Below are 13,859 nucleotides of genomic sequence, written 5' to 3' on the forward strand. Positions count from 1 at the left end.
CTCAGCCTTCCGACGTCGCCTTACAGATCAAGAGCTGCAGCCGAGCTAACGCTCATCCTGTTGAGTGGTGAGGAGCACAGCATGCTCGGCTTTGATTCTGTGGTGGGGCTGCCCCTCATCGGAACGCCGCCCGCCCAGCCCTCTCCCGAGGGAGAGGGGGCCGATCTGTGGGCTTTTCAAAACCTGAGTTCAACGCGGTATCGCACGTCTGTATCTCTTCCAGTCCACGCGGTCAGTCCCCTCTCCCTACGGGCGGTCCGACGTTTCGGGAGGGCTAGGGTGAGGGGCTCTTGATCTGGCTTTTGATCTTGCTTCGGCTTTTGATCTTTTGCCCCATCGGCAGGCCGAGCGGAGGTGTTCATCCGGGGGTTAGGCGCGCAGCGCCGTGCGGCGTAGCCGCATACATCGAGAGGAGGTGCAGCGAAGCAAACCGTAGGCGATGCCCCCGGATGGACACCGTAGCGAGGGAACACTGAGCCTCAGCGAAGTGCCGTACGCCAGGGGCAAAGCCTTTTGGTTCCTTTTTGCTGGGCCGGCACTCCGGCGTTTGAAAAAGGGACTCGCTGTAAGAGCGAAACCGCCAGCGGCACCACCCGCAGCAACGGATATGTCCCCAATCACCAAAAGAATCGCGAAAGCACAAACAAAAACGGCCCCTATATAAATAGAGGCCGTTCCCGGTACAACATTAAGACGTTATCGCAAGACAAATCTTATTTGCGGTCTTCCAGCTTGGTGATATCACGCGACTCGTAGCCGGTGTACAACTGGCGCGGACGACCAATCTTGTACGGGCTGGAGAGCATTTCTTTCCAGTGGGAGATCCAGCCAACAGTACGTGCCAGCGCGAAGATCACAGTGAACATGCTGGTCGGAATGCCGATCGCCTTGAGGATGATCCCCGAGTAGAAGTCGACGTTCGGGTACAGCGAGCGTTCGATGAAGTACGGGTCGGTCAGCGCGATCTCTTCCAGGCGCATGGCCAGTTCGAGTTGCGGATCGTTGTTGATGCCCAGTTCCTTCAGTACTTCGTCGCAGGTCTGCTTCATTACAGTCGCGCGAGGGTCGCGGTTCTTGTAAACGCGGTGACCGAAGCCCATCAGTTTGAACGGATCGTTCTTGTCCTTGGCCTTGGCGATGAACTTGTCGATGTTCGACACATCGCCAATCTCGTCAAGCATGGTCAGCACGGCTTCGTTCGCACCGCCGTGGGCAGGGCCCCACAGTGCAGCGATACCGGCGGCGATACAGGCGAACGGATTGGCACCCGAAGAGCCGGCCAGACGCACGGTGGAGGTCGATGCGTTCTGCTCGTGGTCGGCGTGGAGGATGAAGATCCGGTCCATGGCCTTGGCGAGTACCGGGCTGATCGGTTTGATCTCGCACGGGGTGTTGAACATCATATGCAGGAAGTTTTCCGCGTACGTCAGATCGTTGCGCGGGTACATCATGGGTTGGCCCATGGAGTACTTGTAAACCATCGCTGCCAGGGTCGGCATCTTGGCAACCAGACGGATCGCGGAGATTTCGCGATGCTGCGGGTTATTGATGTCCAGGGAGTCGTGGTAGAAGGCCGAGAGGGCGCCGACTACACCGCACATGACGGCCATCGGGTGGGCGTCGCGACGGAAACCGTTAAAGAAGGTTTTCAGCTGCTCGTGAACCATGGTGTGGTTTTTCACGGTGCTGACGAACTGGGCCTTCTGTTCTGCGGTCGGCAGTTCGCCGTTGAGCAGCAGGTAGCAGGTTTCCAGGTAGTCCGATTTTTCAGCCAGCTGTTCGATCGGGTAGCCGCGGTGCAACAGAATGCCGTTGTCGCCGTCGATATAGGTGATCTTCGATTCGCACGAGGCGGTCGACATGAAACCAGGGTCGAAAGTGAAGCGGCCCGTGGCCGTCAGGCCCCGAACATCAATTACATCGGGACCAACGGTGCCGGTTAAAATGGGCAGCTCGACGGGGGCTGCGCCCTCGATGATCAACTGCGCTTTTTTGTCAGCCATGTGGCCTCCTATTTATGCTTGAACCATCAGACAGACCCCCCACGCAGGGCCCGCACCACTATAGTGAGATAAATTCGAATGTCAATTTGCCTAAAGTCTTGCTCCAGAAGGCTTTAAGCGCACTTTTTCCTCGAAATTGACTGCCATTTACGCCTTTTATACGACTTGTGCAATCAGCTATTTGGGGTAGGTGATTGCGTTGTCATTAGTAACCTAACTGTCTATACTCGGCCACCGACCGCCAAGGGCTTTTGGGCCAGCTTTGTTGGGGGTCGCATCCCTGGGTGGTGGTTACCTGACCAGTGCACTCCCCAACAACTTTGCCCTGATTGTTAGGGGCTCTTCAGTGTGAAAAAAAAGCCGTGAAAAGCCAACGACCTGTAAACCTAGACCTAAGGACCATCAAACTCCCCATCACCGGCGTTACGTCGTTTCTTCACCGTGTTTCCGGCATCATCCTCTTCCTGGGTATCGGCTTCATGCTTTATGCATTGGGCAAGTCTCTGGGTTCCGAGGAAGGTTTTGCCGAAGTGAAGGCATGCTTGACCAGCCCGCTGGCCAAGTTCGTAGCATGGGGCCTCCTGTCCGCTCTGCTGTATCACCTGGTAGCCGGTGTGCGCCACTTGATCATGGACATGGGCATCGGTGAGACGCTGGAAGGCGGCCGCCTGGGCTCGAAAATCATCATCGCCATTTCCGTGGTGCTGATCGTTCTGGCAGGAGTTTGGATATGGTAACCAGCGTTACGAACCTTTCGCGTTCGGGCCTCTATGACTGGATGGCGCAACGTGTGTCTGCGGTTGTTCTCGCGGCTTATTTCATCTTCCTGATCGGATACCTTGCAGCGAATCCGGGCATTGGCTACGACCAGTGGCACGGCCTGTTCGCTCACAACGGGATGCGTATCTTCAGTCTGCTGGCCCTCGTTGCCCTTGGCGCTCACGCCTGGGTCGGCATGTGGACCATCGCGACCGACTACCTGACGCCAATGGCGCTGGGCAAGTCCGCGACTGCAGTACGTTTCCTTTTCCAGGCAGTTTGCGGCATCGCGATGTTCGCTTACTTCGTCTGGGGTGTGCAGATTCTCTGGGGTATCTGAGTCATGGCTAACATTCCAACGATTTCTTTCGACGCCATCATTATTGGTGGTGGCGGTGCCGGCATGCGCGCTGCGCTGCAATTGGCACAGGGCGGTCACAAGACTGCCGTGATCACTAAGGTCTTTCCGACCCGTTCGCACACTGTATCCGCCCAGGGCGGCATCACGTGCGCAATCGCGTCCGCTGACCCGAACGATGACTGGCGCTGGCACATGTACGATACCGTCAAGGGCTCCGACTACATCGGTGACCAGGACGCTATCGAGTACATGTGTCAGGAAGGCCCGGCCGCGGTTTTCGAGCTGGACCACATGGGTCTGCCGTTCTCGCGTACCGAGCAAGGCCGTATCTACCAGCGTCCGTTCGGTGGTCAGTCCAAGGACTACGGCAAGGGCGGTCAGGCTGCACGTACTTGCGCGGCGTCCGACCGTACCGGTCACGCACTGCTGCACACCCTTTATCAGGGCAACCTGAAAGCCGGTACCACGTTCCTGAACGAGTACTACGCTGTTGATCTGGTGAAAAACCAGGAAGGCGAATTCGTCGGTGTGATCGCAATCTGCATCGAAACCGGCGAAACCACCTACATCCGCGCCAAGGCCACCGTGCTGGCTACCGGCGGTGCAGGTCGTATCTACGCTTCCACCACCAACGCCCTGATCAACACCGGTGACGGCGTTGGCATGGCTCTGCGTGCTGGCGTACCGGTACAAGACATCGAAATGTGGCAGTTCCACCCGACCGGCATCGCCGGCGCCGGTGTGCTGGTTACAGAAGGTTGCCGTGGTGAAGGTGGTTACCTGATCAACAAGCACGGCGAGCGTTTCATGGAGCGTTATGCTCCGAACGCCAAAGACCTTGCCGGTCGTGACGTGGTTGCTCGCTCGATGGTTAAAGAAATCATCGCCGGCAACGGTTGCGGTCCGAATGGCGACCACGTAATGCTCAAACTCGACCACTTGGGCGAGGAAGTGCTGCACAGCCGTCTGCCAGGCATCTGCGAACTGTCGAAGACTTTCGCACACGTTGACCCTGTTGTTGCGCCGGTTCCGGTTGTTCCGACTTGCCACTATATGATGGGCGGCGTTGCCACCAACATCCACGGCCAGGCGATCACCCAGAATGCCGAAGGCGTGGACCAGATCATCCCGGGTCTGTTCGCGGTAGGTGAAGTGGCTTGCGTATCGGTGCACGGTGCCAACCGTCTGGGCGGCAACTCGCTGCTCGACCTGGTGGTATTCGGTCGCGCTGCCGGCCTGCACCTGGAAAAAGCACTGACCGACGGCATCGAATACGACGACGCTACCGAAGCCGACATCGAAGCTGCCCTGTCGCGCCTGAACGCACTGAACAACCGTACCGACGGCGAAGACGTAGCTACCCTGCGTCGCGAGCTGCAAAGCTGCATGCAGAACTACTTCGGTGTATTCCGTACTGGCGAATACATGCAGAAAGGTATCGCTCAGCTGGCCGACCTGCGTACCCGCATTGCCAACGTGAAGATCAACGATAAGTCGCAGGCGTTCAACACTGCCCGTATCGAAGCGCTGGAACTGCAAAACCTGCTGGAAGTGGCTGAAGCTACCGCCATCGCGGCCGAAGTACGTAAAGAGTCGCGCGGTGCTCACGCCCGTGAAGACTTCGAAGATCGTGACGACGAAAACTGGCTGTGCCACACCCTGTACTTCCCGGGTGACAAGCGCGTCACCAAGCGTGCCGTGAACTTCTCGCCGAAGACTGTTCCGACTTTCGAACCTAAAGTCCGGACTTATTAAGGGTGACCGCCATGTTGAAAGTCAGTGTTTATCGCTACAACCCTGATCAGGACGCTGCGCCGTTCATGCAGGAATTCCAGGTCGATACCGGTGGTAAAGACCTGATGGTGCTCGACGTGCTGGCCCTGATCAAAGAGCAGGACGAGGGTTTCTCCTATCGTCGCTCTTGCCGTGAAGGTGTCTGCGGCTCCGACGGCATGAACATCAACGGCAAGAACGGTCTGGCGTGCATCACGCCGCTGTCCGCCGTTGTAAAAGGTAACAAGTTGATCGTTCGTCCGCTGCCAGGCTTGCCGGTTATCCGTGACCTGGTCGTCGATATGAGCATCTTCTACAAGCAATACGAGAAGGTGAAGCCTTACCTGCAGAACGACACGCCGGCTCCGGCCATCGAGCGTCTGCAGTCGCCAGAAGAGCGTGAAAAGCTCGACGGTCTGTACGAGTGCATCCTATGCGCTTGCTGCTCGACTTCGTGCCCGTCCTTCTGGTGGAACCCGGACAAGTTCCTGGGTCCAGCTGCGCTGCTGCAAGCTTATCGCTTCCTGGCCGACAGCCGTGACACCAAGACCAACGAGCGTCTGGCTTCGCTCGATGACCCGTTCAGCGTCTTCCGCTGCCGGGGCATCATGAACTGCGTCAACGTATGTCCGAAAGGCCTGAACCCGACTAAGGCCATCGGTCACATCCGTAACATGCTGCTTTCGAGCGGCGTGTGATTCAGCTGCTGTAACCGCTGCACCGTAGAGGCTGTGGCGCGGGCTTCAACCCGCGTCATGGCTATAACCAGAGCAGTAGCCACAAGCTGCCGCTCTTATTTTGAAGAAATGAGACAAGCAGGGGCATCCGGGCTGGTACCCGGACTATCAGTGTGATCCTAAGTGGCTTGTTTTAGTCGCTGCATTCGGACTTCTGCAAGTTTGCTCGGTGTCGACATCGATGGTGTTCCCCTAACCGAGGGTGACCAAGCATGCAAGAAAGCGTGATGCAGCGCATGTGGAACAGCGCCTACCTTTCAGGTGGAAACGCTGCCTATGTGGAAGAGCTTTATGAGCTCTACCTGCACGACCCTAACGCTGTGCCAGAAGAGTGGCGCACCTACTTTCAGAAGTTGCCTGCCGACGGCAACTCTGCCACTGATGTTTCGCACTCGACAATTCGCGATCATTTCGTGCTGCTGGCAAAGAACCAGCGCCGCGCCCAACCGGTTTCCGCCGGCAGCGTGAGCAGTGAGCACGAGAAGAAGCAAGTTGAAGTGCTGCGATTGATCCAGGCCTACCGTATGCGTGGCCACCAGGCAGCCCAGCTTGACCCGCTGGGGCTGTGGCAGCGTCCTGCACCTGCAGACCTGTCGATCAATCATTACGGCTTGACCAATGCCGATCTTGATACGACCTTCCGTGCCGGCGACCTGTTCATCGGCAAAGAGGAAGCGAGCCTACGCGAAATTCACGAAGCGTTGCAGCAGACATATTGCCGCACCATCGGCGCTGAATTTACGCACATCACCGATTCCGAGCAGCGCCAGTGGTTCCAGCAGCGTCTGGAAAGCGTGCGTGGTCGTCCGACGTATTCCGCCGACATCAAGAGCCACCTGCTTGAGCGCGTGACTGCCGGTGAAGGCCTGGAAAAATACCTGGGCACCAAATACCCGGGCACCAAGCGTTTCGGTCTGGAAGGCGGCGAAAGCCTGATTCCGATGCTCGACGAACTGATCCAGCGTTCCGGTTCCTACGGCACCAAGGAAGTCGTCATCGGCATGGCCCACCGTGGCCGTCTGAACGTACTGGTCAACACCTTCGGCAAGAACCCGCGCGAGCTGTTCGACGAGTTCGAAGGCAAGAAGAAGGTCGAGCTGGGTTCCGGTGACGTTAAATACCACCAGGGCTTCTCGTCCAACGTGATGACCGCCGGCGGTGAAGTTCACCTGGCCATGGCGTTCAACCCGTCCCACCTGGAAATCGTTTCCCCGGTGGTAGAAGGTTCGGTTCGCGCCCGTCAGGATCGTCGTAACGACCCGACCGGTGAGAAGGTTCTGCCGATCTCCATCCACGGTGACGCTGCATTCGCAGGTCAGGGCGTGGTCATGGAAACCTTCCAGATGTCGCAGACCCGCGGTTTCAAGACCGGCGGTACCGTGCACATCGTGATCAACAACCAGGTTGGTTTCACCATCAGCAACCCGCTGGACTCGCGTTCCACCGAGTACGCCACCGACGTTGCGAAGATGATCCAGGCGCCGATCCTCCATGTGAATGGTGATGATCCGGAAGCCGTATTGTTCGTGACCCAGCTGGCCATCGACTACCGCATGCAGTTCAAGCGTGACGTGGTGATCGACCTGGTCTGCTACCGTCGTCGCGGCCACAACGAGGCCGACGAGCCAAGCGGCACCCAGCCTCTGATGTATCAGCAGATCACCAAACAGCGCACCACCCGTGAGCTGTACGCTGATCGTCTGACCCAGGGCGGTGTGCTCGACGCAGAGCGTGTTCAGGCGAAAGTCGACGAATACCGCAACGCGCTGGACAACGGTCTGCACGTCGTGAAATCGCTGGTCAAAGAGCCGAACAAAGAGTTGTTCGTGGACTGGCGTCCGTATCTGGGCCACGCCTGGACTGCGCGTCACGACACTCGCTTTGATCTGAAGACCCTGCAAGAACTGTCCGCCAAGCTGCTGGAAATTCCGGAAGGCTTCGTGGTTCAGCGTCAGGTTTCGAAGATCTACGAAGATCGTCAGAAGATGCAAGCCGGCGGCCTGCCGATCAACTGGGGTTACGCTGAAACCATGGCGTACGCGACCCTGGCGTTCGAAGGTCACCCGATCCGCATGACCGGTCAGGACATCGGCCGCGGTACGTTCTCGCACCGTCACGCTGTGTTGCACAACCAGAAAGACGCGGGCACCTACATTCCGCTGCAGCACCTGTACGACGGTCAGCCACGCTTTGACCTGTACGACTCGTTCCTGTCGGAAGAAGCGGTACTGGCATTCGAATACGGTTACTCGACCACCACGCCGGATGCGCTGGTGATCTGGGAAGCCCAGTTCGGCGACTTCGCCAACGGTGCACAGGTTGTTATCGACCAGTTCATCACCAGCGGTGAGCACAAGTGGGGCCGTCTCTGCGGTCTGACCATGTTGCTGCCACACGGTTACGAAGGTCAGGGTCCTGAGCACAGCTCGGCACGTCTTGAGCGTTACCTGCAATTGTGCGCCGAGCACAATATTCAGGTCGCCGTACCGACCACGCCAGCACAGATCTACCACTTGCTGCGTCGTCAGGTGATTCGTCCGCTGCGCAAGCCGCTTATCGTGCTGACGCCGAAGTCGCTGCTGCGCCACAAACTGGCCATCTCGACCCTGGAAGATCTGGCCGAAGGTTCGTTCCAGACCGTGATCCCGGAAATCGATGCTCTGGACCCGAAAAAGGTCGAGCGCGTTGTTCTGTGTAGCGGCAAGGTCTACTACGACCTGCTGGAAAAACGCCGTGCCGAAGGCCGTGAAGATATTGCCATCGTGCGTATCGAGCAGCTGTACCCATTCCCTGAGGACGACTTGAAAGAAGTCCTGGCTCCGTACACCAACGTCAAAAATGCCGTTTGGTGCCAGGAAGAGCCGATGAACCAGGGCGCCTGGTACTGCAGCCAGCACCACTTGCGTCGCAGCATCGGTAACCTCGACAAGTCTCTCGTACTTGAGTACGCGGGCCGTGAGGCTTCTGCTGCCCCAGCTTGTGGTTACGCATCGATGCACGCCGAGCAGCAGGAAAAACTCCTGCAAGACGCGTTTACCATTTAACGCCTTCGCGCACCTGAAACCGAATTTAAGGAACCACAGATAATGGCTATCGAGATCAAAGCCCCCACTTTCCCGGAATCGGTTGCCGATGGCACCGTTGCCACCTGGCACAAACAGCCGGGCGACGCCGTCAAGCGCGACGAACTGATCGTCGACATCGAAACTGACAAAGTCGTACTGGAAGTTCTGGCTACCGCTGATGGCGTGCTGGGCGCAATCGTCAAGGGCGAGGGCGAAACCGTCCTGTCCGACGAAGTGCTGGGCTCTATCGTTGAGGGCGGCGCTGCTGCCGCTGCTCCAGCCGCCGCTGCTGCTCCGGCCGCTGCTGCTGCACCAGTTGCTGCCGAAGGCGAAGACGATCCTGTTGCTGCTCCGGCTGCGCGCAAACTGGCTGAAGAAAACGGCATCAACATCGCTTCCGTTGCCGGCACCGGCAAGGGCGGTCGTGTGACCAAGGAAGACGTGGTTGCTGCTGTTGCTGCCAAGAAAGCCGCTCCGGCTGCCGCGCCTGCCAAGGCTGCTGCTCCTTCGGCTGCTGCTCCTGTGTTCGCCGCTGGCGACCGCATCGAGAAGCGCGTACCGATGACCCGCGTTCGTGCCACCGTGGCCAAGCGTCTGGTTGAAGCTCAGTCGAACATGGCGATGCTGACCACTTTCAACGAAGTCGACATGACTGAAGTCATGGCCCTGCGTTCGAAGTACAAGGACCTGTTCGAGAAGTCCCACAACGGCGTACGCCTGGGCTTCATGTCGTTCTTCGTCAAGGCTGCTACCGAAGCGCTGAAACGCTTCCCGGCTGTCAACGCGTCGATCGACGGCGGCGACATCGTTTACCACGGCTACGCGGACATCGGCGTTGCCGTTTCCAGCGACCGTGGCCTGGTTGTTCCGGTTCTGCGTAACGCCGAGCTGATGAGCCTGGCTGAAATCGAAGGCGGCATCGCAACATTCGGCAAAAAAGCCCGTGACGGCAAATTGTCGATGGACGAGATGACCGGTGGTACCTTCACCATCACCAACGGTGGTACCTTCGGTTCGATGATGTCGACCCCGATCGTCAACCCGCCGCAGGCAGCGATTCTGGGCATGCACAACATCATCCAGCGTCCTATGGCCATCAACGGTCAGGTCGTTATCCGTCCGATGATGTACCTGGCACTGTCCTACGATCACCGTCTGATCGATGGCAAAGAAGCTGTGACCTTCCTGGTGACCATCAAGAACCTGCTGGAAGATCCGGCTCGTCTGTTGCTGGATATCTGATAGAAGCAGTCGCGGGCTTCAAGTTTCAAGCTGCAGGAAAGGGCAGCTTGGCTTGGGGCGCGCGGCTTGAAGCTTTTCGCTAAAGAGGATTTTTTGAATGTCGCAGAAATTTGACGTAGTAGTGATCGGTGCTGGCCCTGGTGGCTACGTGGCTGCCATCAAGGCCGCGCAGCTGGGTCTGACCACTGCCTGCATCGAGAAGTACACCGACGCAGAAGGCAAGCAAGCCCTGGGCGGCACCTGCCTGAACGTGGGCTGCATTCCTTCCAAGGCGCTGCTCGACAGTTCCTGGAAATACAAGGAAGCGAAAGAAAGCTTCAACGTTCACGGTATCTCGACTGGCGAAGTCAAAATGGACGTCGCTGCGATGGTTGGCCGCAAGGCTGGCATCGTCAAGAACCTGACCGGCGGCGTTGCCACTCTGTTCAAGGCCAACGGCGTTACTTCGATCCAGGGCCACGGCAAACTGCTGGCTGGCAAGAAAGTCGAAGTCACCAAGCCAGACGGCTCGGTTGAAGTCATCGAAGCTGAAAACGTCATCCTGGCTCCAGGTTCGCGTCCGATCGACATTCCACCGGCTCCGGTTGATCAGAAAGTCATCGTCGATTCGACTGGCGCACTGGAATTCCAAACCGTACCTAAGCGTCTGGGCGTGATCGGCGCTGGCGTGATCGGTCTGGAACTGGGTTCGGTGTGGTCGCGTCTGGGTTCGGAAGTGGTTGTCCTCGAAGCTCTGGACACCTTCCTGATGGCAGCGGACACCGCTGTTTCCAAGGAAGCGCTGAAAACCCTGACCAAACAAGGTCTGGACATCAAACTGGGCGCTCGCGTAACCGGCTCGAAAGTGAACGGCGACGAAGTCGTTGTGAACTACACCGATGCCAACGGCGAACAGACCATCACTTTCGACAAGCTGATCGTAGCCGTTGGTCGCCGTCCGGTGACCACTGATCTGCTGGCTTCCGACAGCGGCGTGACCCTCGACGAGCGCGGTTTCGTGCACGTTGACGATCACTGCGCGACCACCGTACCGGGCGTCTTCGCCATCGGTGACGTGGTTCGCGGCATGATGCTGGCGCACAAGGCATCGGAAGAAGGCATCATGGTTGTCGAGCGCATCAAGGGCCACAAAGCCCAGATGAACTATGACCTGATCCCTTCGGTTATTTATACTCACCCGGAAATCGCGTGGGTTGGCAAAACCGAGCAGGCCTTGAAAGCTGAAGGCGTTGAAGTTAACGTCGGCACCTTCCCGTTCGCCGCTTCCGGCCGTGCCATGGCCGCCAACGATACCGGTGGTTTCGTCAAGGTCATCGCTGATGCCAAGACTGACCGCGTATTGGGCGTGCACGTGATTGGCCCGAGCGCTGCAGAACTGGTTCAGCAGGGCGCGATCGGTATGGAATTCGGCACCAGCGCTGAAGACCTGGGCATGATGGTTTTCTCCCATCCGACCCTGTCTGAAGCCTTGCACGAAGCTGCTTTGGCTGTGAATGGCGGCGCCATCCACATTGCCAACCGCAAAAAGCGTTAACAGACAATAAGAAACCACGGCGGTAACGGCCCGTCGTGAGCCTTGCGAGCAAGTCTCACCGCGGAATGTCCGCTGGACGCAGTCTTGCGTAGCTCAGCTACGCAAGCAGCAGTCACAGGTGGCGCGGCACTCAAACGAGCGCAGCGCCGAATGCGCAGTACCTAACGAAGACGGTAAAAAGCATGAATCTTCACGAGTATCAGGGTAAGCAGCTGTTCGCTGAATACGGCCTGCCAGTTTCCACTGGTTACGCAGTAGACACCCCGGAAGCAGCAGCAGAAGCTTGCGACAAAATCGGCGGCAGCGAGTGGGTTGTCAAAGCCCAGGTCCACGCCGGTGGTCGCGGTAAAGCGGGCGGCGTCAAGCTGGTTCGCAGCAAAGAAGACGCCAAAGCCTTCGCACAGCAGTGGCTGGGCAAGCGTCTGGTGACTTACCAGACTGACGCCAATGGCCAGCCAGTCACCAAGATCCTGGTTGAATCGTGCACTGATATCGCTAAAGAGCTGTACCTGGGCGCTGTCGTTGACCGTTCGAGCCGTCGCATCGTGTTCATGGCTTCCACCGAAGGTGGCGTGGACATCGAGAAAATCGCTCACGACACTCCAGAAAAAATTCTCAAGGCCACTATCGATCCACTGGTTGGCGCTCAGCCATTCCAGGGTCGCGAGCTGGCATTCCAGTTGGGTCTGGAAGGCAAGCAGGTTGCTCAGTTCGCCAAGATCTTCGTAGGTCTGGCCAAACTGTTCAAGGATCACGACCTGGCTCTGCTGGAAGTGAACCCGCTGGTGATCAAGGCTGATGGCGATCTGCACTGCCTGGACGCCAAGATCAACATCGACGCCAACGCAATGTACCGTCAGCCTAAGCTGAAGACTTTCCACGATCCGTCGCAAGACGATCCGCGCGAAGCGCACGCTGCCAAGTTCGAACTGAACTACGTAGCACTGGAAGGCAACATCGGCTGCATGGTCAACGGTGCTGGCCTGGCCATGGGTACCATGGACATCGTCAACCTGCATGGCGGCAAGCCAGCCAACTTCCTCGACGTAGGTGGTGGCGCTACCAAAGAACGCGTAACTGAAGCGTTCAAGATCATCCTGTCCGACACCAACGTCGCTGCAGTACTGGTCAACATCTTCGGCGGCATCGTTCGCTGCGACATGATTGCCGAAGGCATCATCGGCGCTGTGAAAGAAGTCGGCGTGAAAATCCCGGTTGTTGTTCGCCTTGAAGGCAACAACGCTGAGCTGGGCGCTAAAGTACTGGCAGAAAGCGGTTTGAACATCATCGCTGCTACCAGCCTGACCGACGCTGCTCAACAAGTTGTCAAAGCTGCGGAGGGCAAATAATGAGCGTCCTGATCAATAAAGACACCAAAGTTATCTGCCAGGGTATTACCGGTTCGCAAGGTAGTTTCCACACCCAGCAAGCCATCGAATACGGCACCAAGATGGTTGGCGGCGTAACTCCAGGCAAAGGCGGCACCGAGCACCTGGGTCTGCCAGTGTTCAACACCGTTAAAGACGCAGTAGAGGCCACTGGCGCTACCGCTTCCGTGATCTACGTTCCGGCTCCTTTCTGCAAAGATTCGATCCTGGAAGCGGCATTCGGCGGCATCAAGCTGATCGTCTGCATCACCGAAGGCATTCCTACCCTGGACATGCTGGACGCTAAAGTTAAGTGCGACGAGCTGGGCGTAGTCCTGATCGGCCCTAACTGCCCAGGCGTTATCACTCCGGGCGAGTGCAAGATCGGCATCATGCCAGGTCACATTCACTTGCCAGGCAAAGTCGGTATCGTTTCGCGTTCCGGCACCCTGACCTACGAAGCTGTTAAGCAGACTACTGACGCCGGTTTCGGTCAGTCGACTTGCGTCGGCATCGGTGGTGACCCGATCCCGGGTTCGAACTTCATCGACATCCTGAAGCTGTTCCAGGAAGACCCGAAGACCGAAGCGATCGTGATGATCGGTGAGATCGGCGGTTCGGCTGAAGAAGAAGCGGCTGCCTACATCAAGGCACACGTGACCAAGCCGGTTGTTTCCTACATCGCTGGTGTGACTGCTCCTCCGGGCAAGCGCATGGGCCATGCTGGCGCAATCATCTCTGGCGGCAAAGGCACTGCAGACGAGAAATTCGCTGCTCTGCAAGACGCAGGCGTGAAAACCGTGCGTTCGCTGGCAGACATCGGCAAGGCACTGGCCGAGCTGACCGGTTGGGCTGTCAAGTAAGCCTCGCGCTTAGCTGACGCTTCACCAAACAAAGGCCACCATCGGGTGGCCTTTGTCGTTTCTGCAGATCAGAAGATCAAAAGATCGCAGCCTTCGGCAGCTCCTACATGGGAATACTTTCACCCTCATGTAGGAGCTGCCGAAGGCTGCGATCT

General features: G+C 57.9%; 10 protein-coding genes. 9 read left to right on the top strand and 1 reads right to left on the bottom strand.

The window, feature by feature from the left end:
- Positions 1–713 precede the first annotated feature (713 nt).
- Positions 714–2,003, bottom strand: coding sequence for a citrate synthase (gltA, locus tag M5G26_RS27875; RefSeq protein ID WP_003222994.1), 1,290 nt, complete (start codon positions 2,001–2,003; stop codon positions 714–716).
- Between the two features lie 362 nt (positions 2,004–2,365).
- Between gltA and sdhC the strand changes: the two genes are divergently transcribed.
- The 9 genes from sdhC (at position 2,366) to sucD (ending at position 13,704) form a co-directional block, all read left to right on the top strand.
- Positions 2,366–2,740, top strand: a complete 375-nt coding sequence (gene sdhC / locus M5G26_RS27880; protein ID WP_038363944.1) for a succinate dehydrogenase, cytochrome b556 subunit — start codon at positions 2,366–2,368, stop codon at positions 2,738–2,740.
- Positions 2,734–3,102, top strand: a complete 369-nt coding sequence (sdhD, locus tag M5G26_RS27885; RefSeq protein WP_007919900.1) for a succinate dehydrogenase, hydrophobic membrane anchor protein — start codon at positions 2,734–2,736, stop codon at positions 3,100–3,102. The genes sdhC and sdhD overlap by 7 nt, the downstream gene beginning before the upstream one ends.
- A 3-nt stretch (positions 3,103–3,105) precedes the next feature.
- The gene (gene sdhA / locus M5G26_RS27890; RefSeq protein ID WP_038363946.1) at positions 3,106–4,878 is read left to right on the top strand and encodes a succinate dehydrogenase flavoprotein subunit; all 1,773 of its coding nucleotides are present in this window, start codon (positions 3,106–3,108) and stop codon (positions 4,876–4,878) included.
- Between the two features lie 11 nt (positions 4,879–4,889).
- Positions 4,890–5,594: a succinate dehydrogenase iron-sulfur subunit gene (locus M5G26_RS27895; protein WP_007919888.1), complete on the top strand. Its 705-nt coding sequence runs from the start codon at positions 4,890–4,892 to the stop codon at positions 5,592–5,594.
- Between the two features lie 251 nt (positions 5,595–5,845).
- Complete coding sequence (locus tag M5G26_RS27900; RefSeq protein ID WP_122600286.1) at positions 5,846–8,677, top strand: 2-oxoglutarate dehydrogenase E1 component; 2,832 nt, start codon at positions 5,846–5,848, stop codon at positions 8,675–8,677.
- A 42-nt stretch (positions 8,678–8,719) separates the two neighbouring features.
- Complete coding sequence (gene odhB, locus M5G26_RS27905) at positions 8,720–9,940, top strand: 2-oxoglutarate dehydrogenase complex dihydrolipoyllysine-residue succinyltransferase (protein ID WP_273917037.1); 1,221 nt, start codon at positions 8,720–8,722, stop codon at positions 9,938–9,940.
- A 97-nt stretch (positions 9,941–10,037) separates the two neighbouring features.
- A complete protein-coding gene (gene lpdA, locus M5G26_RS27910) occupies positions 10,038–11,474 on the top strand; it encodes a dihydrolipoyl dehydrogenase (protein WP_034156249.1) in 1,437 nt (478 codons plus the stop codon).
- Positions 11,475–11,656: 182 nt separating this feature from the next.
- Entirely contained in the window at positions 11,657–12,823 is a 1,167-nt protein-coding gene (gene sucC, locus M5G26_RS27915) for an ADP-forming succinate--CoA ligase subunit beta (protein ID WP_007919879.1), read from the top strand.
- Complete coding sequence (gene sucD / locus M5G26_RS27920; RefSeq protein ID WP_008082972.1) at positions 12,823–13,704, top strand: succinate--CoA ligase subunit alpha; 882 nt, start codon at positions 12,823–12,825, stop codon at positions 13,702–13,704. The genes sucC and sucD overlap by 1 nt, the downstream gene beginning before the upstream one ends.
- Positions 13,705–13,859: the final 155 nt, after the last annotated feature.

Source organism: Pseudomonas sp. TNT2022 ID642 (assembly GCF_028656995.1).
GTDB lineage: Bacteria > Pseudomonadota > Gammaproteobacteria > Pseudomonadales > Pseudomonadaceae > Aquipseudomonas.

Coding starts and splice junctions, on each gene's coding strand:
- gltA (WP_003222994.1), bottom strand. CDS start 2,003: ATGGCTGACAAAAAAGCGCAGTTGATCATCGAGGGCGCAGCCCCCGTC.
- sdhD (WP_007919900.1), top strand. CDS start 2,734: ATGGTAACCAGCGTTACGAACCTTTCGCGTTCGGGCCTCTATGACTGG.
- sdhA (WP_038363946.1), top strand. CDS start 3,106: ATGGCTAACATTCCAACGATTTCTTTCGACGCCATCATTATTGGTGGT.
- M5G26_RS27895 (WP_007919888.1), top strand. CDS start 4,890: ATGTTGAAAGTCAGTGTTTATCGCTACAACCCTGATCAGGACGCTGCG.
- M5G26_RS27900 (WP_122600286.1), top strand. CDS start 5,846: ATGCAAGAAAGCGTGATGCAGCGCATGTGGAACAGCGCCTACCTTTCA.
- odhB (WP_273917037.1), top strand. CDS start 8,720: ATGGCTATCGAGATCAAAGCCCCCACTTTCCCGGAATCGGTTGCCGAT.
- lpdA (WP_034156249.1), top strand. CDS start 10,038: ATGTCGCAGAAATTTGACGTAGTAGTGATCGGTGCTGGCCCTGGTGGC.
- sucC (WP_007919879.1), top strand. CDS start 11,657: ATGAATCTTCACGAGTATCAGGGTAAGCAGCTGTTCGCTGAATACGGC.
- sucD (WP_008082972.1), top strand. CDS start 12,823: ATGAGCGTCCTGATCAATAAAGACACCAAAGTTATCTGCCAGGGTATT.